Below are 21,043 nucleotides of genomic sequence, written 5' to 3' on the forward strand. Positions count from 1 at the left end.
AGATGACAAGAGAGATAATACAAGAATTAGAAGGAGTAGAGACTCCTTTATATTACTACGATTTACCACTTTTAAGAGAAACGCTATCTGTCGCTAAAAGTGCAGCAGATCGTTTTGGTTATCATATTCACTATGCTATAAAGGCTAATAATAATCCGCGAATCTTAAGAGAGATTAGTGCTCACGGCTTCGGTGCAGACTGTGTGAGTGGGCTAGAGATAGAGCGCTCTATAGCAGAAGGCTTCTCTCCATCAGATATCGTGTTCGCAGGAGTAGGTAAGACAGATAGAGAGATATTAATCGGGTTAGAGAATCAGATTATGTCGTTTAATGTAGAGTCTGTACAAGAGCTACAAGTGATTGGTGATTTGGCTACTAAGCATCAGTTAAAAGGGCGTATCGCTTTGCGTATAAACCCTAATGTCGATGCAAAGACGCATCACTATATCACTACGGGATTAGATGAGAATAAGTTTGGTATCATGATGCATGAGTTAATGAACTGTATTGAGATCATCAATAAGAATGAATATTTAGAATTAATAGGATTGCACTTTCACGTGGGATCACAGATCACGGACCTGAATGTGTTCAAACGTCTATGTCTAAAAGTAAATGAGTGGAATACTTGGTTCTATGAGAGAGGACATGATGTACCTGTGTTAAACTTAGGTGGAGGATTAGGAATTAATTATAGTGAACCTGATGAAGAAGCTATTGTTAACTTTTCTAATTTCTTCTATTTATTCCACGAGTTTTTAGACGTGAGACCACATCAGCAAATTCACTTTGAACTAGGGCGTTCTATCATTGCTAATAGTGGGACTCTGATCAGTAGAGTGTTATATATAAAGGAAGGGTTAAAGAAGAACTTTGCTATTCTAGATGCAGGTATGACAGAATTATTACGACCAGCCTTATACCAAGCGTATCACAAGGTAGAATTACTATCTGATAAATATACAGATGAGGTGACTAACGAAACAGAAGTGAAGTATGATGTAGTAGGACCGATCTGTGAGAGTAGTGACTGTTTTTGCAAAGATGTTTTACTTCCAAAATTAAAAAGAGGAGATCTTATTGCTATTCGTTCTGCGGGAGCTTATGGAGAGGTGATGTCATCGCGTTATAACTTGAGACAAGAGTTAGAATATTTTTTCAAAGAATAACATTAAAATAGTTTCATATTAAGAATAGTTTGTTAAATTTGAGTTCGAACAATAGAAAGTTATAAATTTAAAAAAGAGTAATAATGACATTAGGAGACATTGATGTAGCAGGAGAAATAATTGATTTAAATTTTCAATTATTAAGAACACAGATTTTATTAGAAGAAGTTTTAAAGCACAATGCAGAAACAATGAAATTGCCTTCACCAGAAGCAATGAATGAAATCAATGAGTTCGCTTTGAAATCTATTCAACAAAAATTCCCAAATATGAATATTGGAAGAAAAGAAGACGAGCCTCAAGCAGAGCAAGCTGAATAAGCTAAATAATACAAAAAAAGTCATACTATGTAAGTATGACTTTTTTATTATAGTTAATTGAGGTAATGTGTATCTATATATTATAAGCAGTAATCAGCTCCCCAGTCTTGGTGACCTCTGTCTTTCCAGCACTGGTAGCTTTCTTTAATACCTAGTACTCTAAAAGTGTCTTTCTTTTTCTCTACAGTCATGATTACTTTCAAAGCTTTTAAAGAATCATCATTGATCCCATCTTCTAATAAAGAAAGGGTAAATTTATTAGGATCTGTTGTAGTTGCCTTTGTGATGATGTAAGTATAGTTCCCTTCTGCTTCCGTATCTTCTGGAGCATACTCTTGCATAATCTTCTCGATAGAGTTTAGATTCTGCTCTAAAATAGTTTTATTCAGGGTGTTGATTTCACTCTGTTCGATTATTCTAAACTCTCTATCTTCTGCTGTAACTGAAGTCAATAAATTAGGTTGGTCTAAAGGAGCATTGCCTGCCGTAGCACTATTATTACCACAGCTTATAGCATTGAAAGCAAAAATAAAACCTACTACAACGATAATCTTTTTCATACTTACTTGATTTTAGCTTTGAATTATGTTTCAAAAGTAAACAATAAGAACTTAAAGTTTGGTTATAGTAGGTTTGATAAATTACTAAATAATAGTTAATTATTTAGAGATTGTATTTTTGATAATAATAATTTATTGACATATTTTTTATTATATTCCTATTTCAAACTGTACTCTAAAGTACCAGTTGTTCTTCGTAGGACCTTGGTAGAACTCTTGTTTATCATACGTTAGTTCTGCTTGTAACTTAAAAGTATGCTCCCAAAGGTATTTGTTTGCTCCTAAACTAAATTGTGTAGTATTAGGCATATTTAGAGTTTCGTGTAATTGATCTTTCATTTTCTGACTAGACACTCTACCAATGATTTCATAGTTACTTGGGAAGATATAACTTAATTGGTAATCCATACCACGTCCTGCAAATACGGCAGATGTTCCTGTTTGAACATTATTTGCGTCATAGCTATAAGTGATAGCATCATCTAAAGTTCTATCCATGTATGAAATCATACCTGCCCATCCGTTGTACTTAACGATACCATCTAACATAAGAGAGTTAAATGATTTAGGATCGTATAGTTTGCTACCTGTTTGCCCTTGAGTTTTTTGAGCATTGTTATTTCGGTGATATGTTCCTGATAACATTAATTTAGGTGTTGCTTCTCTAGCTAAGTCACCTTCAAAGAATGCTCCATTCTTAGAGAAACTACCTAAAGGAAATAACTCTACTCTACCTGTTAATGCATAACTATCGCTTTCGCTACCTGAGAAGTTACGACCTCTACCTGTAGATACAGCAGTCTTAATATTATATCCGAACTCATTCTTCTTTTCGTGTAAATAATAAGCTTGGATACCGAAGTCACGGTCAATATTAAATTTAGCGTTATTAATAGAACGGTCTGTTAACTGAAGCGCTCCTGATGAGTTAATACGTTGTCTGTTACCAGGTAGCTTAGTCTGTCCGAAGATAAAGTTCCAGTTTTCGTTAGGACGATACGTTAAGGCAGCATCACGGATGATATTAATAGGTTCATTCTCTTTGGTTGTTCCTAAATCTTTAGGAGCGAATGAAAGCTGAATTACATATAAGAACTTAGGGCTACCTACGAAACCGTCAAGTCTTAGACGTAATCTTCTAATTTCTCCTTCATAAGTATTTTTCTCACCATCGTTTTCATTGAAGGTTAATCTGTTCTGCATTCTGAATCGGATATTCAGCTGGAAGATACTGTCTGCAGAAGTCATTCCTAGTCCTTTACCATAGCTATAGTACGGTAGTTGTTCTAATTTTAATTCATTACTAGTGGTTTCATGCTTAATTTCCTGTGCCATTATCAGCATTGGACAAAGCAAAAAAAGACATTGTAAAAGCTTTTTCATAGTGTGTTGTATTTATTTGTGCAAAAATAACATTAGTTTTGCAATAGGAATACTTATGTTATTACTTCAATGTAAAGATAGTGTTACCAAAAGGTTAAGGAAACAGATTTAATAAGAAATTATGGTATATATAGGTTATCATTTTAATGTGGAACCAAGAGAACTTGGTACAGAAATACTGATTGCGGAGTTAGGAGAAAAGGCATTTGAGAGTTTTGAAGAGACAGCAACAGGTGTTAGTGCTTATGTTCAAAAGGATTTGTGGACAGAGGATATCTTAGAAGATGTTTTTATTTTACAGTCAGAACAGTTTACGGTTACTTATAGAAAAGAGGAAATAGCTCAGGTAAACTGGAATGAAGAGTGGGAAAAGAATTTTGACCCAATCGATGTAGATGGTATATGTTATGTTAGAGCACCATTTCACGAGAAAACAAGTGCTCAGTATGATATCGTTATAGAACCAAAGATGAGCTTCGGTACAGGACATCACGAGACTACCTTTATGATGATTCGCCAAATATTAAATAATGATATGCAAGATAAGGTAGTGCTAGATATGGGATGTGGTACAGCTATCTTAGCGATACTGGCTTCTATGCGTGGTGCAAAACATGTAGATGCTATCGATATAGACAACTGGTGTTATCTTAATTCTATAGAGAATGCTGAGAGAAATAACTGTGCTAACGTAGAGGTGTTCGAAGGAGATGCTTCTATCATTAGTAAAGAGCCTAAGTACAATGTAATCTTAGCTAATATCAACAGAAACATCCTATTAAATGATATGGACAAGTATATTGCAAGTTTATATAAAGGAGGTGAGATCTACTTCAGTGGATTCTATACAGAAGATATTACAGCGATAAAAAATTGTGCAGAAAAGATTGGTTTGGTTTTTGAAAGTTCTTTAGAAAAGAATAATTGGGTATCTTTGAAGTTTATAAAAGCATAAAATTTCATTACTATATAATATATTATGAGTACACAAGAACAAATTCAGGAGAATGTAGATGTATCTGAATTACTGAATGGAAACAGTGAAATTGTTTTGTATAATGACGATGTAAATACATTTGACCATGTAATAGATACACTGATTCGCGTATGTGATCATACGTCTGAACAAGCAGAGCAATGTGCTGTATTAGTACACTATACAGGTAAATGTACGGTTAAAACAGGAGAATTTAAGAAACTTAAATCTCAGTGTTTACAATTATTAGATGCAGGCTTAAGCGCTGAAATTATCTAATACTTATGATGTAAAAGAAGAGTAACAGTACTAAAGTACTGTAGAGAATATAAAAAGGCTACTCATATCATATGAGTAGCCTTTTTTGTATTTATTTATCTCTAAATTTTATGCCAATGAAAGTTCGAGTAGGGTTACCTCTCTCTATTTTCGTTTGGTTTAGCCATGTGTTCTTTTCTTCTAGTTTGACTTCATTTAATGCCATATTTTGAAGTTTTTCGACTAGTCGTTCAGTGGCTAGTTTTTTGTTTTGGTGCTGAGATCTACTATCCATAGCTAATACAGTAATACCTGTAGGCAGATGAGTAGCTCTTACAGCGGAGCTAACTTTATTGACATTCTGTCCGCCAGCTCCAGAACTGCGTACAGCTTGGTATTGAATATCACGGTCAAGAATCGCAGGATCACTTGCTTTAGTGCTTTCAAAAATACCGATGTACCAATTCTTTCTTTTGTGTTTAGGTCTAAAGGGACTTTCGCAAATCCACTGTATTGTACCTAACCAAGTTTTCAAAAAAGTATCAACTTCTTTAGACGTTTCGACGATTTGGATAAAGACCGACGCGCCATGTGCGTCGGTTTCATCCTGTATTGGATCAACTTTAATATTGGATTTGACTGCGTCGTCTATAAAAAGTTGTGCGATCTTCTTAACGGCAAAATCACACTCTTGGGGACCTCTACCTGATGTAATCTGAATAACTTTAGCCATAATTACTTATCCATTCTTACAAATTTAGGGGTAAAGCTTCCCAATACTTTTACTAATTCGCTTTGAGCTTGCATCACTGCATTGATGTCTTTATAAGCCATTGGGGCTTCATCTACGCTACCTCCTATAAGTTGAACACCTGTAGAGCTAAGCTCTTTCTTAATCTCACTCTTGGTAAACTTCTGTTTACATGTTGTGCGTGAGTGTAGGCGTCCTGCTCCATGAGAGGCAGAATTTAAGCTCTCTGCATTTCCCAGACCTTCGACTATATAGCCATTAGTAGTCATCGATCCTGGGATTATTCCTAATTGTCCTTCTGCAGCAGGAGTAGCTCCTTTGCGGTGAACAATTAATTCTTTGTTATTAATCACTTCTTTCCAAGCGAAGTTATGATGGTTTTCGATAGTGAAAGCTATCTGCTTACCTAATGCTTTCGCAATGCGACGGTGTATATCATCGTGGCATGCCTTCGCATAATCTCCTGCAAGATTCATGGCTAACCAATACTCTTGCCCATCATGTGTGTTGAGGTCTAACCAAGCTAAATGTTGTGCATTGCTTGGTAGAGGGCATTGTTTAGTTGCTAAATATGTATAGTGCTTAGCGATATTAGCTCCAAGACCTCTTGATCCACTATGTGAAAGAACTGCGATATATTCTCCAGGTTCTAATCTCCACTCGGGTTTAGTCTCCGTTAATCTAACGATTCCAAACTCTACGAAGTGGTTACCACTACCTGATGTTCCTAATTGTTTATACGCTTTATCTAATAAACCTTTTACAAAAGGAATGTTTTTAAATTCCTCTCTACTGAATACTTCATGATCAGCTTTGACTTTATGTGTGTCATACATCCCGAACTTAGTATGTTCTGATAATATGTTTAACAACATATGGTCTTTCCCTTTTAGGAAGCTGGCAGGTAGATTAAAGACTGACATACTCATACGGCATCCTATATCTACACCTACTCCATAAGGAATAACAGCATTATCAGTAGCTAATACTCCTCCGATAGGTAATCCATAACCGTAATGAGCGTCAGGCATTAATGCCCCCTGTATTGCTACAGGTAATTTTAAAGCAGTGAACAGTTGGTACTTCGTCTGTTCGTCTATAGCGTCTTCTCCATAGATAGAGAATGGAACTCTATTGGTATTCAGTTGATGCTTTTTGACTTCTACTTGCTTTATCATACTCTCTGCTACTTTGCCCCAGATACCGTCTCCTATGTAAGAATCAGGGTTCTTTAGTACAAGCTTAGCTTCTTCAAGTATGTTGTTTTTGTTTTCTTTTTTCTTATATCTATTTACTTGCCCTAAGGCGATGTTTATTGTATTATTTTGAGGAAAGCCTATTTTAATAAAGTCTCTCCCAGAAAGTTTCCTTCCCATGATGTAAAATTTAAATTGACTAAATGCTCAATTGTTAGTTCACAATTGATCTGTTTTTTACTGAAGATCTTTAGCATCTATCAGTCAATTCGGGTTTTAATGACGTTAAGGCTCCGGAATAAACACAAAAAAGCCCGAATTTAAATCTTCGGGCTTTTCATTTATATATAAAATTAGATATTCTAAATAAAAGTAGCACGAAGATACACCCCAGCAATCCCTGCTGATGCGAATGATGTAGAAGTATAATTTAGTACAAACATTTTTTCTTCGTTTTTAATTGTTAAACTTTATTTCAGTGCAAAGATTGTATAAAAGATTTGAATTGTGCAAGAGAAATGAGAAAAATATTTTGCAAATAAAATATTTATAAGGTATTTAGATACTAATATCCTAAATTTGGGAGGGAGCAGCTGATACTGTTTTTTTGTGTAAATGGTTTTAAGATAGGTTGTTAATTTAGTTTTATTGTGAAAAGTATCAATAAAGATCAGCAGCGATTACTTTGAATTTTATAAAAGCAGGTGAAGGAATAGATCAATTTTATCCTCATCTTATTATAAATAGAGGACTTAAAAATAGAGAGATCCTAAAACAGTAAAATAGTCTATTCTATAAGAAATTAAAAACGAGTAGAATTAATAATATACTTTATTAAAGACAGTAATAAGTCAGATTGATTTGTTGCTGTTTTTTTATGCTTATACTTTATCAGTGGTTTAAAAGTTTACCTTTGTGTATAAAAAAAAATAAAACAAATGAAAAAGATTTATTTATTCCTTCTAGGATTGAGCTTATCACTTCAGTCATGTGTGACAAAAGAAGAATTATACGTAAAAGATAATGGTGCAGTAGATTACACCTTTAAGATGGACTTTAAAGAGTTGTTACAAAATGTGCCTGATAAGAATGCTATTTTTAAAGGAGATGCTGAGAAGTTAGAATTGATTAGTGGACAGGAGTTAAGCATAGATCAGATACTTGATTTCGCTATGTTAAAAGAAAAGAATGGAGAGCAGAAGAAAGATAGTATTATTAAAGCAAACAAAGAGCTGTTTGACAATACTAAGAATGTGCGCTTTATGATTAATATGAAAGACTCTTTGGCTGATTTTAATTTAAAAGTGATTGCAAAAGATATGGCAGACTTGAATCAATCACTTATTAATATCAATAAGATAACAGATAAAACAAGTGAACTAGATAAGAAACAGAATGGAAAGAAACAACCACCTTTATTAGTTGATAGTCAGTATAGTTTAGACAGTAAACAATTCGAAAGAAAGGTGAGTGTAAAAGATACTGAGGAAGCTAAGAAATCGAATGAGATGGGAGGAATGGAAGCGATGTTTACTTATGTTCTAAAAACAAGTTTTGACAAGAAGATTAAATCTGTGTCTTATGAAGATGCCGTAATCAGTAAGGATGGTAAATCTTTTGAAAAGAAATTCTCTATGTCTGATATTATAGCTAATCCTAAAGTGTTAGAATATAAAGTGGAATTCAAATAAAACCGTAAAGTTGAACATCTAAAAATAAAAAGAGGAATTTACTGATCAGTAAATTCCTCTTTTTTGTATTATAATTTATTCATATTTCCAGCTAAAGCTTCAATGAATTTACCGATAGGTCCTTTTACCATCATCGCCATCATTGGGTTAAAGCTACCTTCGAATTGAAGTTGTATCTCAGAGTTATTAGCATCTACTTCTGTGATATTTCCAGTTAATGTAAAAGGAAGTTTATCACTAGCAGCACCTAAAACAACTTTAGAATTAGGAGTTTTGTCCTTTTGTTTTAATTTAATCTCTGGCATTCCTTTTAATGCAAAGATAAAAGAGTCATCTCCTATAACTTCAAACTTAGCAATAGATTCAGGCATTAGTTTCTCGAAGTTTTTAACATCTGTCAATGCGTTGAAGATATATTCAGCTGATTTAGCAACAGTTACTTTTGGGCTTTCTAAATTCATATATTCTAGTATTAGGATATTATTATTGATTCCATTCAGCAGGATTCTTTCTCCACTCTTGTAGTGTGTCTAGATCGCTATCTGAAATATATTTTTGGTTTACTGCATTTTCTAATAAAGAAGAATAGTTACTTAATGTAGTTAGTTCAATTCCTGCATTTTTGAAGTTGTCTTCAGCTACTTGGAATTCATAAGTAAAGATAGCAGCCATACCTAGGATATTAGCTCCGTTCTCTTTTAGTGCGTCAACGGCTTGTAAGCTACTTTTACCAGTACTGATAAGATCTTCGATAACAATAACTGATTTACCAGCTTCTAATTGTCCTTCGATTTGATTTTGTCTTCCGTGTTTTTTAGGTTCAGGACGTACATAGACAAAAGGTAATTCTAATGCTTCTGCTACTAGAAGGCCTATACCGATAGCTCCTGTAGCTACTCCTGCGATTACATCTGGTTTGCCATATTTAGCTACGATGTTCTCAGCAAATTCTTTTTGTAAGAATTTTCTAATCTCTGGATAAGACAATGTGATACGGTTATCGCAATAAATAGGTGATTTCCATCCTGAAGCCCAAGTAAAAGGATTTTTAGGATTTAATTTAATTGCGTTAATTTGCAGAAGTGACTCGGCAGTTTTGTGTGCTGTTTCTTTATTAAAAATCATAATACAAATGTATAAAGTTTTTGTAAACGACAAACCATTGTTCTTAACAGATAAAATCGAGAAAGAAACCGATTTTCAACTGTTCTTATTAGATAGTGTCGATATTGACAAAATTATCATTAAATATTTTCAAAATAAAATTGAGAAGGCTTTTTTATATCATCCTGATGAAAAAGAGATCTTAAAGAAGATAAAAGAAAAGATACCTGTACAGAAAGCAGGAGGTGGAGTTGTGTTTAATCCAAAGGGAGAAATTCTTTTTATTCTTAGAAGTGGTAAGTGGGACTTACCAAAAGGAGGAATAGAGAAAGGAGAAGAAATGGAGGAAACAGCTATACGAGAGGTAGAGGAAGAAACAGGTGTGTCTAAACTAAAGATAGTGCGTAAGTTGCCTAAAACGTATCATATCTTTAAACGAAATGGTAAGTATAGACTAAAGATCACTACTTGGTATGAGATGACTTCTACTTTTGACGGACCATTAGTAGGGCAGATAGAAGAGGACATAGAACAAGTGGCTTGGTTAAATAAAGAACAAATCCGAGAGGCAATGAATAACTCTTATGAGAATATTAAGTTGCTTATAGATGAACTAGGAATATTAAAAGATGAATAATTTAAAAAGCCTATCTAAATCGATTTAGATAGGCTTTTTTAGATTCTATATTGTGGATTAGAATTTTACGGTAGGAGGGACTAGTTTAGAATAGTCTCCTTTATTACGGATAACATCTCTTACTATACTAGAGCTAATAAATGAAGTACTAGCAGCTGTTAGTAAAAAGACAGTTTCTATTTTTGTCAAGAAACGGTTTGTATGTGCAATTGCTTTCTCAAACTCGAAGTCAGCAGGGTTTCTTAGTCCTCTAAGAATGAACTGTGCATCTACTTTAAAACAGAAATCTGTAGTTAGTCCTTCATAAGTAGCTACTTTAATTTTAGGTTCATCTTTAAATGTTTCTTCTATAAAACGCTTTCTGTCTTCTAGTGAAAACATATATTTCTTATCTGAGTTTACTCCGATAGCAACAATAATTTCATCAAATAGCGGTAATGCTCTTTTGATAATATCATAATGGCCATTTGTAATAGGATCAAAAGAACCTGGCAAAACTGCTCTTCTCATAGTATCTAAAATTAATTTGCTTTCTGCAAAGCTAAAACAATTGCATTGTCAAACAAGTCAGCTAGGGCAATATTAGCCGCTTTTGCTTGTTGTGGAAGTATACTTTCGTTCGTTAAACCTGGTACGGTATTCATTTCTAATAAAAATGGAACTCCATCTACAATGATAAATTCACTGCGTGAGAAGCCTTGCATATTTAATATTGTATATACTCTACTAGCTATATCCGCTACTTTATCCCTAATCTTATCATCTATTCTAGCAGGAGTTATCTCTTGAGACTTACCTAAGTATTTAGCTTCGTAGTCAAAGAAGTCGTTTTCAGAAACTATTTCTGTCATAGGTAGTACTTTTATTTCTCCTTGATAGTCAATAACCCCGACAGATACCTCTGTACCATTTAAGAAGCTTTCGATTATAATCTCGTTATCTTCTTTATATGCTAGGTCTATGGCAGTAAGTAGTTCCTCTGTAGTTTTTGCTTTTGAGATACCAAAGCTAGAACCAGATCTATTTGGTTTTACAAAACAAGGCAGTCCAACACGTTGAATAATTTCTTCTGTATTGATAACATCTCCTTCATTTAGATAATAAGAGATAGCTGTTTTAATACCAAATGGTTTTAAGACAGAAAGCATATCTCTTTTATTCATCGTTAAAGCAGCTTGATAGTAGTCACATGAAGTATGAGGCATTCCGATAAGAGAGAAATAAGCTTGCATTAATCCATCTTCTCCAGGAGTACCATGTATAGCGTTAAATACAACATCAAAAGTGATTTTGTTGCCTTTATAGTTTACCGAAAAGTCATTTTTATCAATAGGGAATTCATCATTTTTATCATCTACATACACCCATTTGTTTTCAAAGATATGTATTGAATAAGGAATATACTTAGAGCGGTCTAGTGTTTCGCATACCACTTTACCACTAGTCAATGAGATTTTGTATTCACTAGAATATCCCCCCATAATTACTGCTACGTGCTTCATATAGAGCTAAATTTTAATACATTAGTATGAATTACTAGTTTGTATTTGTTCAAAACAAATTTATAATAAAACATAGAAACAAAAAATGTTTTCGATTTTATATCTTTGCTCAAAATAAGTAGATATGAAATTAATGGATTTTCTAAAAAGTAGAGCCTTTTTTATTTCCTTAGCGAGTGCAGTCGTAATCGTTATACTAGGTGTATTCTTAGCGCTTAAGTGGTTGGCACATACGACTAATCATGGAGAAAAGATAGAAGTACCGAGTTTAATTAAGTTAGATACTGACCAGGCATTACAACTGTTAGAGAAAAACGAGTTGAATATGGTTGTGTTAGATACACTTGATTATGATAAAGATTTCCCTCCGTTAAGTATTGTAGAGCAGGATCCTGCTCCGAAGACGGGTGTGAAAACGAATAGAAAGATATATGTGAAGATTAATGCGTCGGGTTATGGTAATGTAAAATTGCCAAAGTTAGAAGAGTTGACTTACCGCCAGGCCTTAGCTACTATTAGATCATTAGGTTTAAAAGAAGGAACGATTACATACCAGACTTTCATTGGAAAGGATGTTGTGCTTAAAGTTTATCAAAAAGGTAAAGTCTTAAATGAAGGGGATAAAATAGCAAAAGACTCTAGAATTGACTTTGTTTTAGGAGATGGTAGAGCGGGTTACTCAGAAGAAGAGCTTGACGTAGCTCCAGCTATCGAAGATGCGAATGGCAATTCTAGTAATTCTAGTGAATTTGATTTTTAAAAGATTTAAATAAGATTAATGCAAGAAGATAATGTAGAAATGTTCGATGACTTAGAAGGTGAGTTATTTGAGCATTATAGATTTGAAGCAGGGAAAGGACAAGCTCCTTTAAGAGTGGATAAGTTTTTAATGAATTTAGTAGAGAATGCTACACGTAATAAAATACAGCAAGCAGCTACTAATGGCAATATATTCGTGAATGATATACCTGTAAAATCAAATCACAAAGTAAAAGCTAATGATGTGGTGCGTGTGTTGATGAAACAACCTCCATTCGAGAATATCATTATACCAGAGAATATTCCTCTTGATATAGTGTATGAGGATGATTCATTATTAGTAGTGAATAAACCAGCAGGTCTAGTGGTACACCCAGGACATGGTAACTATACAGGAACTCTAGTAAATGCTTTAGCCTATCACTTTGAGAATTTACCACTGAATAGTAGTGAAAGACCAGGACTAGTCCACCGTATTGATAAAGATACTAGTGGTCTGTTAGTGGTAGCAAAGACAGAATGGGCAATGACTGAACTGCAAAAGCAATTTGCAGAGAAGACATCTGAGCGTGAGTATGTTGCTATGGTATGGGGGAATGTAGAAGAAGATGAAGGTACAATAGAGAGTTATATCGGTCGTCACGTCAAAGATAGAATGCAGATGGCAGCCTTCGATGATGAGAGTATGGGTAAATGGGCTGTGACGCATTATAAAGTACTTGAGCGCTTAGGATATGTTACTTTAGTATCTTGCCGTCTAGAGACAGGTCGTACCCATCAGATACGTGTTCACATGAAACATATTGGACATACGCTGTTTAACGATGAACGTTATGGTGGTAACTTAATTCTTAAGGGAACGACATTTACGAAATATAAGCAGTTTGTAGATAATTGTTTTGCTGTTCTACCTAGACAGGCATTACATGCCAAAACACTTGGATTTACACATCCTATAACTAAAGAAAGAATGAGGTTCAACTCTGATATACCTACAGATATGGTAGAGTGTATAGAGAAATGGAGAACGTATGCTCAAGCTTCTAATTTCGGTAATAAAGTAGATGGACTATAGTCTGTTTTAATATATCAAAGCCTCATCATCAGATGAGGCTTTTTTTATTTGCTTTATTTAAGTTGTTGTAAAAACTCATTTAAAAAAGAAGAAGAAAGCCTTAATCTAGGTTAAAAAAACATAAATAGAGGGAAAGTAATTAAATTATTTTAGTTACTTTGTTGACTTTACGAGAAGATGTTTAATCAGTTTAAATTACATATAGAGAATAACTTCAGAGAGTTATTAGAAGAACCATTATTATTAGCAGTAAGTGGAGGGATAGATAGTATCGTTTTAGTGCATTTATGTCATAAGTTAGGACTAGATATAACGATAGCTCACTGCAATTTCCATTTAAGAGGAGAAGATAGTAATGGAGATCAACGGTTTGTAGAAGAGTTAGGTACTAGATTAGGTGTTCCCGTTTTTGTAGCAGAGTTTGATACAGAACTATATGCCACAGAGCACAAGGTGTCTATACAGATTGCAGCTAGAGAATTGCGATATGATTGGTTTAGAGAACTAGCTACACAACAGAAGAAGACCTATCTATTAACCGCTCATCACTTAGATGATTCTATGGAGACTTTCTTGATTAACTTATCTAGAGGTACAGGTATAGAAGGATTATTAGGGATACCTGCTAGAAATGGCTATATCAGAAGACCCTTATTGCCATTTACTAGAGAGGATATCGCTCATTATGCAGAAGAGAATCAGATTACTTGGAGAGAAGATATAACAAATAGTCAGACAAAATATTTGCGTAATAAAATTCGTAGGAATATATTGCCACTTCTAAAAGAGACGAATGAACATTTTTGTCAGTCTTTTTTACAGACAATAGAGTATTTACAGCAGTCAGTAGATTTGAGTGAAGATGCTAGTAAATATTATTACAGTCAGGTAGTTACAGAACATGGCGGTGAGGAGATAAGTATTAACTTAGAGAAGTTAAAAAGTCTTTCGTCACCTAAAGCATATTTGTATAAGTGGTTATCTCCTTTAGGATTTACAGCTTGGTCTGATATCGAAGACTTAATTAATGGAGCATCAGGGAAGATGATTTATTCATCTACTCATGTACTGTTGAAGAATAGAGGAGAGTTTATTATAAAACCTCTTCCACAAGAAAAAGAGAATAAAGAACAAATATATTTATTAGAGAACAAACAAACATTAACCCAACCACTAACGATTAGTATAACACCTTATGAAGAAAAACAGTTAACAAGCGATGCTTCGACCATTTATGTAGATGGGGATTTATTGACTTTTCCATTGACTATACGTAAATATCGAAGTGGCGATAGATTTATCCCATTTGGGATGAAAGGAACAAAGAAAGTGAGTAAGTTTTTTAAAGACGAGAAGTTTAGTCTATTTGATAAAGAGAACACTTGGCTTTTATGTTCAGACAATAAGATTGTATGGGTTATCGGTAGTCGAATGGATGAACGATTTAAGATAAAAGATACAACAACAAACATTATTAAAATTCAAATTAATCTATGAGAAAATTAGCTTATTTGCTACTTTTTTTATTGTCATTTATATCAGTGCAGGCTCAGATTACTAATCCTGCTAAATGGCAATCTAAAATTGAGAAAAAGTCTGATACAGAATACACCATTACTTGGGATGCTGTAATAGAAAAGAACTGGCATTTATACTCCCAATATAACCCAGAAGGAGGTTCGTTGCCTTTAGAGTTTATTTATAATAATCAAGAAGGAAATTATACATTAGAAGGCAAGGCAAAGGAGAGTGAAACAAAGACTTCATTTAATGATGTCTTTGGTGTGGATGAAATCTACTTCGTAGACTCTGCTAAACTAGTTCAAGACATTAAGATAACCAATTCTGCTGTGGAAACTATCCAAGTAGAATTAGCTTATCAGGTATGTGATGAAATGTGTATTAGTCAGAGTAACTTATTTGTTTACGATTTAAAGACACTTGAAACCAGAGAAGTAAAGAACTTCGAAGATTTAGCAACTACTACTGTAGATACTAAAAAGGACAGTGATACAACTGATACAACAGTAGCTACAACAGGAAATACTAAAGAAGAGAAAAAAGGATTGTTTACTATTTTCTTCTTAGCCTTCTTATCAGGGTTTGCAGCATTACTTACGCCATGTGTATTCCCAATGATTCCGATGACAGTGAGTTTCTTCACTAAACAGTCTAAGACTAGAGCAAAGGGAATTAAGAATGCAATTATCTATGGATTATCTATCATTCTTATCTATGTAGTATTAGGAACGATAGTGACTGCAATATTTGGAGCAGATTCATTAAACGCACTTTCTACGAATGTGTATTTTAATATTATCTTCTTCTTATTGTTAGTGATATTCGCTACTTCATTCTTAGGAGCATTCGAGATTATGCTACCTAACTCATGGGCTAATAAAGTAGATTCTCAAGCAGACAGAGGAGGTATTATAGGTATCTTATTTATGGCATTAGCACTTGCTATAGTATCATTCTCATGTACAGGACCTATCGTAGGAACACTATTAGTAGAAGCAGCATCTAAAGGAGGTATAGCACCTATCGTAGGAATGTTAGGGTTCTCTCTAGCATTAGCATTACCATTTATGTTATTCGCTATGTTCCCTGGATGGTTAAACTCTATGCCACGTTCAGGAGGATGGTTAAATACTGTGAAAGTGTCTTTAGGATTCTTAGAGTTAGCTTTAGCGTTTAAATTCTTGTCTAATGCAGATCTTGTATTACAAGCACATTGGTTAGAAAGAGAAGTATTCTTAGCGATCTGGATTGCTATCTTTGGAGCATGGGCATTATATTTATTAGGAAAGATCAGACTACCACATGATAGCCCTACAGATAGTATATCAGTAGGAAGATTATTTATGGCTTTATTAGTATCTGTATTTACGATTTATATGATACCAGGACTATGGGGAGCACCACTTAAGATTATCTCAGGTTTCCCTCCACCGATGACGTATTCAGAAAGTCCTTATGGTGTTGGAGGAAAAGGTGGTAATGCAGGAGGAGTAGCTACTGCTATTCCAGACGGAGCTAAACTAGGAGCGCATGATATTATTGCCTTTACAGATTATGAGAAAGGTATGGCTTATGCTAGGTCTGTAAATAAACCAGTCTTACTTGACTTCACAGGATTTGCATGTGTGAACTGTCGTAAGATGGAAGATTATGTATGGTCAGAAGCAGAAGTATTATCTATCTTAAAAAATGAAGTTGTTTTAATTTCATTATATGTAGATGATAAGAAAGAGTTGCCTGAGAACGAACAATATATTTCTGAAACTACAGGTAAGAAAATAAAAACAATTGGTAATAAATGGAGTGATTTCCAAATGAAACATTACCAAGCGAATGCACAGCCTTACTATATCGTATTAGATAAAGAAGGTAATCGCTTAAATGAAGCTGTTGGTTATATGCCAGATGCACCAGAGTATAAAGCTTGGTTAGAAAGCGGAATTAATAAAGTGAAATAAGTTTTTATAATTATAGTTAAAGAAGCCACGTGAGATCACGTGGCTTTTTTTATGATGGTAGTATAAAAAAACAAAGGTGTTTTGATTTAATTTTAAGAAGAAAGTTAATACATTTGATAACCTTCTGAAGTAAGGAAACAAAACACAATATTTAATTTAAGTACCTTTTGTTAATCAATACTAGAGAATGTATTCTTCAGAATATTAGATGATTAATTAGAGCGTATAAAATAAGCTAAGAAAAATGAAAAGAAGTTTAGTTGCATTATCATTTGCATTGTTTACACTGTGTACACAAGCACAAGTTCACACTCCACCTACAAGTACAAAAGCAGAATCACATCAAGTAGTAGGGCTTACGGATATCAAGATTGATTATTCAAGACCGAATATGAGAGGGCGTTTAGTATTTGGTGATTTAGTTCCTTATGGAAGAATGTGGAGAACAGGAGCGAATATGAATACCGTAGTTACTTTTGGTAATGATGTAGAGATCGGTGGTAAGAAATTAAAGAAAGGATCGTATGCATTATTTACTATTCCTAAAGTAGAAGAATGGGAAGTAATATTCTATGCAGACACGAATAACTGGGGATTACCAGAGAAATGGGATGAGAGTAAAGTAGCTTTATCGACTAAGGTTAAACCTATTGGTTCTGATCGCAAGTTTGAGACATTAACTGTAGCGGTGAATAATGTGAACATAGACTATGCGGACTTAGAGATTATGTGGGAGAAGACAGTTGTACCTGTTCGTTTTAAAGTACCAACAGATCAATTGGCAATGCAGAGTATAGATGAGACATTTGAAGGACCTACAATCGTTGATTATTACGGAGCAGCAGAATATTACTACCTAACGAATAAAGACCTTGTAAAAGCTCTAGATTGGGTAAATAAGGCTATTGAGAAATCAGGAGAGAAAATACCTTACTACTTTGTACGCTTAAAATCACAGATCCAAGCTAAAGGAGGTGATAAAATAGCCGCTGTAGAAACTGCTAAATGGGCATTAGAGTTAGCAGAGAAAGCGAATAACCTTGATTATATCAAGATTAATAAAGACGCTATCAGAGAGTGGAGCAAGTAATTTTAATTAAGAATTAAGAATTAAGAATTAAGAATTAAGAATTAAGAATTAAGAATTAAGAATTAAGAATTAAGAATTAAGATTGTACTTAAAATGCTGATTTCTGAAAGCTTATAGCTGAATATATAAAGAAAAAGATAGTTCTAATGAACTATCTTTTTTTGTTTCTATGAAGTTGTCTTTTTGTGAAATCGTGAAGTTGTGAAACCGTGAAGTTGTGAAATTGTGAAGTTGTGAGCTGTAACCCTTCAACTGTCAATTAATCATATCTCTAATTTCCATTACGCTATGTTGTAGGCAAACTACAGAAAAACACCATCACAAAAAAACAAACCTACTATCAACTATCTTTTTTATTTAAGATACTTTGATTCTGTATCGAATGCTTTATCTTTGTGTCTTAACAACACAATCTAAAATATGCTAACAGAATTAAATGCTATTTCGCCTATCGATGGGCGTTATAGAGGTAAGACCAATGCACTAGCTAATTATTTCTCAGAAGAAGCATTAATCAAGTACAGAGTATTAGTAGAAGTAGAGTACTTTATTTCTCTATGTGAGCACAATGTCCCTCAATTAGCCAATGTCCCAAGTTCTATCTTTCCTGAATTGCGTAAACTGTATCAAGAGTTTACCACAGAAGATGCTTTGTGGATCAAGGAGATGGAGAAAACGACGAATCACGATGTGAAAGCAGTAGAGTACTTTCTGAAAAGCGCATTTGACATTTTAAAGTTAGAAGAATATAAAGAGTTTATTCACTTTGGACTAACTTCTCAGGATATTAATAACACCTCTATACCTTTATTGACTAAAGAAGCGTATGAGGATGTGTATAAACCATCTTTAGTCACTGTTATCAATAGATTAAAAGAGTTGAGCATAGAGTGGAAGGATGTACCTATGTTGGCACGTACACATGGTCAGCCTGCTTCTCCTACACGTCTAGGTAAAGAGATTTACGTATTCGTGGAGCGTTTAGAACAGCAGTTAGCATTATTAGAACAAGTACCTTTTGCTGCTAAATTTGGTGGTGCTACAGGTAACTTTAATGCGCACCATGTAGCTTACCCAAAACAAGATTGGAAACAGTTTGGAACTGACTTCGTAGAATTGACTTTAGGTCTTAAACATTCTTTCCCGACTACACAGATAGAGCACTATGATCACTTCGCAGCATTCTTCGATGGATTAAAACGTATAAACACGATACTGATAGACTTAGATAGAGATATCTGGACATATGTATCGATGGATTACTTTAAACAGAAGATTAAGGCAGGAGAGATAGGTTCTTCGGCTATGCCTCATAAAGTAAATCCTATTGACTTTGAAAACTCAGAAGGAAATTTAGGTATCGCTAATGCAATTTTTGAACATTTAGCGGCTAAGTTACCGATATCACGTCTTCAACGTGACTTGACAGACAGTACAGTGTTGCGTAATGTAGGAGTGCCTTTTGGACACACGCTTATTGCATTTGAGTCTACATTAAAAGGATTGAATAAGTTATTGCTGAATGCAGATAAGTTTGCTCAAGACTTAGAGAATAACTGGGCTGTAGTAGCAGAAGCTATTCAGACTATACTAAGAAGAGAAGGATATCCTAATCCGTATGAAGCATTAAAAGATTTGACTAGAACGAATACAGTGATTAATAAAGAATCAATGCATAATTTCATCGAGACATTAAATGTATCTGATGCAATTAAAGCAGAGCTTAAAGCAATCACACCAGCTAATTATTTAGGAGTAGATATTCTGTAATAAGAATTTACCATAAAATGAATAAGCGAGTCTTTTGAAAGAAGGACTCGCTTTTTTATTAATTTTAATATTAATTCGAAATGATTTAAAAATGACGGATACCATTAATTTTGAAGAACACCTTTTTAAGGATCAGCTAGCTATATATATCAGTTCTGTATGGGTATTGAATAATACTAGTTCTTTTGGACATGAGATTGTTTTAATTCCTGATGGAATGATAGATATGTGTTGTTTTTACGATTTGGAAGGGAATATGCAGAAGATGTTGTTCGGTTTGTGTACTAAGCCAGAAATGACTGTCATTCCTCCTCATAGTGAGATGAGAGTGATTAGTTTCACTCCACTTGGTATAGAGTATCTCTTGAAAATTAATATTAATGATATTGTAGATAGTCAATGTTGTTTACCTTCAGATTTTTTGCCTCAAATTGATTTTAGTAGAGGAAATATTCAAAAGCTAATAACTTCTGCTTATATGTGGGTTACTTCTATTGGTGTAGAAGATATTGAGCAGAAGAAGATTGACTTATTTGATATTGTTACTAAGAATAGGGGGAATATTGTGATTAAAGAGTTGGAATCAACTATTTTTTGGAACCAAAGACAAATGAATAGATATTTTAATAATAGTTTTGGCATATCCTTAAAGAAGTATTGTAATGTTTTGAGGTTCTATTCTAACGTAGCAGGGGTTAAGAGAGGAAGTTTCTTTCCTGACATAGGTTTTTCAGATCAGGCTCATTTTATTCGTGAAACGCGAAAGTTATGTGGGGTGACACCAAGAGAATTATTTCAAAATAAAAATGACCGTTTTATTCAATTATCAAAGTTCTCTGATATTTAGTTTTGTCTTTTTAATCAAAAGAAATAAATAAATGATAACAGAACAAATGGTAACAGTGTATTTTGATCAACCTTATTGGGTTGTTTTATTTGAGAAGACAGAGGGTGAACAGTATTCTGTAGCTAAGGAAGTTATAGGAACAGCAGAACCAGATTACTCTACCATTAATAAGTTTCTGTGTGAACTTGACTTTAATGAATTGAAATATACCTTTAGTATTAAAGGAGCTTGTAAGAAGAACAAGTATAGATTTAAGAAACAAGTTAAGAAAAATCGTTTATTACAAAGTGATTTAAAAGTGAAATATGTTTTTACAAAAGCACAACTCATGTTGAAAGAGCAACTAGAGATAGATAAGAGTGAGCGCAAAAAAGAGAGTAGATTGCTAAAAGAAGAACGTGAGCAGTTTAAGTATGTCTTAAGGCAAAAGAAGAAAAAAGAAAAACATAGAGGGCATTAATTTTTAAAGTATAAAA

22 protein-coding genes are annotated in these 21,043 nt (G+C 33.8%); 14 read left to right on the top strand and 8 right to left on the bottom strand.

The window, feature by feature from the left end; genetic code table 11:
* Positions 1–2 precede the first annotated feature (2 nt).
* Positions 3–1,169, top strand: coding sequence for a diaminopimelate decarboxylase (lysA, locus tag MPR_RS03710; protein ID WP_041889257.1), 1,167 nt, complete (start codon positions 3–5; stop codon positions 1,167–1,169).
* Positions 1,170–1,252: 83 nt separating this feature from the next.
* Positions 1,253–1,489, top strand: a complete 237-nt coding sequence (locus MPR_RS03715) for a hypothetical protein (RefSeq protein ID WP_006257142.1) — start codon at positions 1,253–1,255, stop codon at positions 1,487–1,489.
* Between the two features lie 80 nt (positions 1,490–1,569).
* On the opposite strand, the gene MPR_RS03720 is transcribed toward MPR_RS03715, so the two are convergent.
* On the bottom strand, positions 1,570–2,049 hold the full coding sequence (locus MPR_RS03720) for a hypothetical protein (protein ID WP_041889260.1): 480 nt from the start codon (positions 2,047–2,049) through the stop codon (positions 1,570–1,572).
* Between the two features lie 150 nt (positions 2,050–2,199).
* Positions 2,200–3,432 carry a porin gene (locus MPR_RS03725; RefSeq protein ID WP_041889263.1) on the bottom strand — a complete coding sequence of 411 codons (1,233 nt, stop codon included), beginning with the start codon at positions 3,430–3,432 and terminating at the stop codon, positions 2,200–2,202.
* Positions 3,433–3,553: 121 nt separating this feature from the next.
* Between MPR_RS03725 and prmA the strand changes: the two genes are divergently transcribed.
* Positions 3,554–4,387, top strand: coding sequence for a 50S ribosomal protein L11 methyltransferase (gene prmA, locus MPR_RS03730; RefSeq protein WP_041889266.1), 834 nt, complete (start codon positions 3,554–3,556; stop codon positions 4,385–4,387).
* 24 nt (positions 4,388–4,411) lie between these two features.
* Positions 4,412–4,687 carry an ATP-dependent Clp protease adaptor ClpS gene (locus MPR_RS03735; RefSeq protein ID WP_006257138.1) on the top strand — a complete coding sequence of 92 codons (276 nt, stop codon included), beginning with the start codon at positions 4,412–4,414 and terminating at the stop codon, positions 4,685–4,687.
* A gap of 91 nt (positions 4,688–4,778) precedes the next feature.
* Here the strand turns inward: MPR_RS03735 and prfH are convergent, their stop codons facing one another.
* Both prfH and MPR_RS03745 read right to left on the bottom strand, forming a co-directional pair.
* On the bottom strand, positions 4,779–5,399 hold the full coding sequence (gene prfH / locus MPR_RS03740) for a peptide chain release factor H (RefSeq protein WP_041889269.1): 621 nt from the start codon (positions 5,397–5,399) through the stop codon (positions 4,779–4,781).
* Positions 5,400–5,401: 2 nt separating this feature from the next.
* Complete coding sequence (locus MPR_RS03745; RefSeq protein WP_041889273.1) at positions 5,402–6,793, bottom strand: RtcB family protein; 1,392 nt, start codon at positions 6,791–6,793, stop codon at positions 5,402–5,404.
* A 758-nt stretch (positions 6,794–7,551) separates the two neighbouring features.
* Between MPR_RS03745 and MPR_RS03750 the strand changes: the two genes are divergently transcribed.
* The gene (locus MPR_RS03750) at positions 7,552–8,304 is read left to right on the top strand and encodes a hypothetical protein (protein ID WP_041889276.1); all 753 of its coding nucleotides are present in this window, start codon (positions 7,552–7,554) and stop codon (positions 8,302–8,304) included.
* Positions 8,305–8,372: 68 nt separating this feature from the next.
* Here MPR_RS03750 and MPR_RS03755 read toward each other — a convergent pair whose 3' ends face one another.
* Both MPR_RS03755 and pyrE read right to left on the bottom strand, forming a co-directional pair.
* Positions 8,373–8,765: a hypothetical protein gene (locus MPR_RS03755; protein ID WP_041889279.1), complete on the bottom strand. Its 393-nt coding sequence runs from the start codon at positions 8,763–8,765 to the stop codon at positions 8,373–8,375.
* A 22-nt stretch (positions 8,766–8,787) separates the two neighbouring features.
* Complete coding sequence (pyrE, locus tag MPR_RS03760; RefSeq protein WP_006257133.1) at positions 8,788–9,429, bottom strand: orotate phosphoribosyltransferase; 642 nt, start codon at positions 9,427–9,429, stop codon at positions 8,788–8,790.
* A 7-nt stretch (positions 9,430–9,436) separates the two neighbouring features.
* Here pyrE and MPR_RS03765 point away from each other — a divergent pair, with 7 nt between their 5' ends.
* Positions 9,437–10,045 (top strand): NUDIX hydrolase, encoded by a 609-nt coding sequence (locus MPR_RS03765; protein WP_041889282.1) that lies wholly within the window; start codon positions 9,437–9,439, stop codon positions 10,043–10,045.
* Positions 10,046–10,102: 57 nt separating this feature from the next.
* On the opposite strand, the gene coaD is transcribed toward MPR_RS03765, so the two are convergent.
* Both coaD and MPR_RS03775 read right to left on the bottom strand, forming a co-directional pair.
* Positions 10,103–10,555: a pantetheine-phosphate adenylyltransferase gene (gene coaD, locus MPR_RS03770; RefSeq protein ID WP_041889285.1), complete on the bottom strand. Its 453-nt coding sequence runs from the start codon at positions 10,553–10,555 to the stop codon at positions 10,103–10,105.
* Between the two features lie 11 nt (positions 10,556–10,566).
* Entirely contained in the window at positions 10,567–11,547 is a 981-nt protein-coding gene (locus tag MPR_RS03775) for a D-alanine--D-alanine ligase (protein WP_041889288.1), read from the bottom strand.
* Positions 11,548–11,671: 124 nt separating this feature from the next.
* Between MPR_RS03775 and MPR_RS03780 the strand changes: the two genes are divergently transcribed.
* From MPR_RS03780 to MPR_RS03815, 8 genes are all read left to right on the top strand, one after another.
* On the top strand, positions 11,672–12,307 hold the full coding sequence (locus tag MPR_RS03780; protein ID WP_041889291.1) for a PASTA domain-containing protein: 636 nt from the start codon (positions 11,672–11,674) through the stop codon (positions 12,305–12,307).
* Positions 12,308–12,325: 18 nt separating this feature from the next.
* On the top strand, positions 12,326–13,381 hold the full coding sequence (locus tag MPR_RS03785; protein WP_041889295.1) for an RluA family pseudouridine synthase: 1,056 nt from the start codon (positions 12,326–12,328) through the stop codon (positions 13,379–13,381).
* A 177-nt stretch (positions 13,382–13,558) separates the two neighbouring features.
* Positions 13,559–14,878 (top strand): tRNA lysidine(34) synthetase TilS, encoded by a 1,320-nt coding sequence (gene tilS / locus MPR_RS03790; RefSeq protein ID WP_041889297.1) that lies wholly within the window; start codon positions 13,559–13,561, stop codon positions 14,876–14,878.
* A complete protein-coding gene (locus MPR_RS03795; RefSeq protein ID WP_041889299.1) occupies positions 14,875–16,860 on the top strand; it encodes a protein-disulfide reductase DsbD family protein in 1,986 nt (661 codons plus the stop codon). The genes tilS and MPR_RS03795 overlap by 4 nt, the downstream gene beginning before the upstream one ends.
* Positions 16,861–17,104: 244 nt before the next feature.
* Complete coding sequence (locus MPR_RS03800; protein WP_041889301.1) at positions 17,105–17,950, top strand: DUF2911 domain-containing protein; 846 nt, start codon at positions 17,105–17,107, stop codon at positions 17,948–17,950.
* A gap of 420 nt (positions 17,951–18,370) precedes the next feature.
* Positions 18,371–19,720, top strand: coding sequence for an adenylosuccinate lyase (purB, locus tag MPR_RS03805; protein ID WP_041889303.1), 1,350 nt, complete (start codon positions 18,371–18,373; stop codon positions 19,718–19,720).
* A gap of 91 nt (positions 19,721–19,811) precedes the next feature.
* Entirely contained in the window at positions 19,812–20,567 is a 756-nt protein-coding gene (locus MPR_RS03810; RefSeq protein ID WP_041889306.1) for a helix-turn-helix domain-containing protein, read from the top strand.
* A gap of 31 nt (positions 20,568–20,598) precedes the next feature.
* Positions 20,599–21,027 (top strand): YjdF family protein, encoded by a 429-nt coding sequence (locus MPR_RS03815; RefSeq protein ID WP_041889309.1) that lies wholly within the window; start codon positions 20,599–20,601, stop codon positions 21,025–21,027.
* Positions 21,028–21,043 lie beyond the last annotated feature (16 nt).

It is taken from the genome of Myroides profundi, assembly GCF_000833025.1.
GTDB classification, from domain to species: domain Bacteria; phylum Bacteroidota; class Bacteroidia; order Flavobacteriales; family Flavobacteriaceae; genus Flavobacterium; species Flavobacterium profundi_A.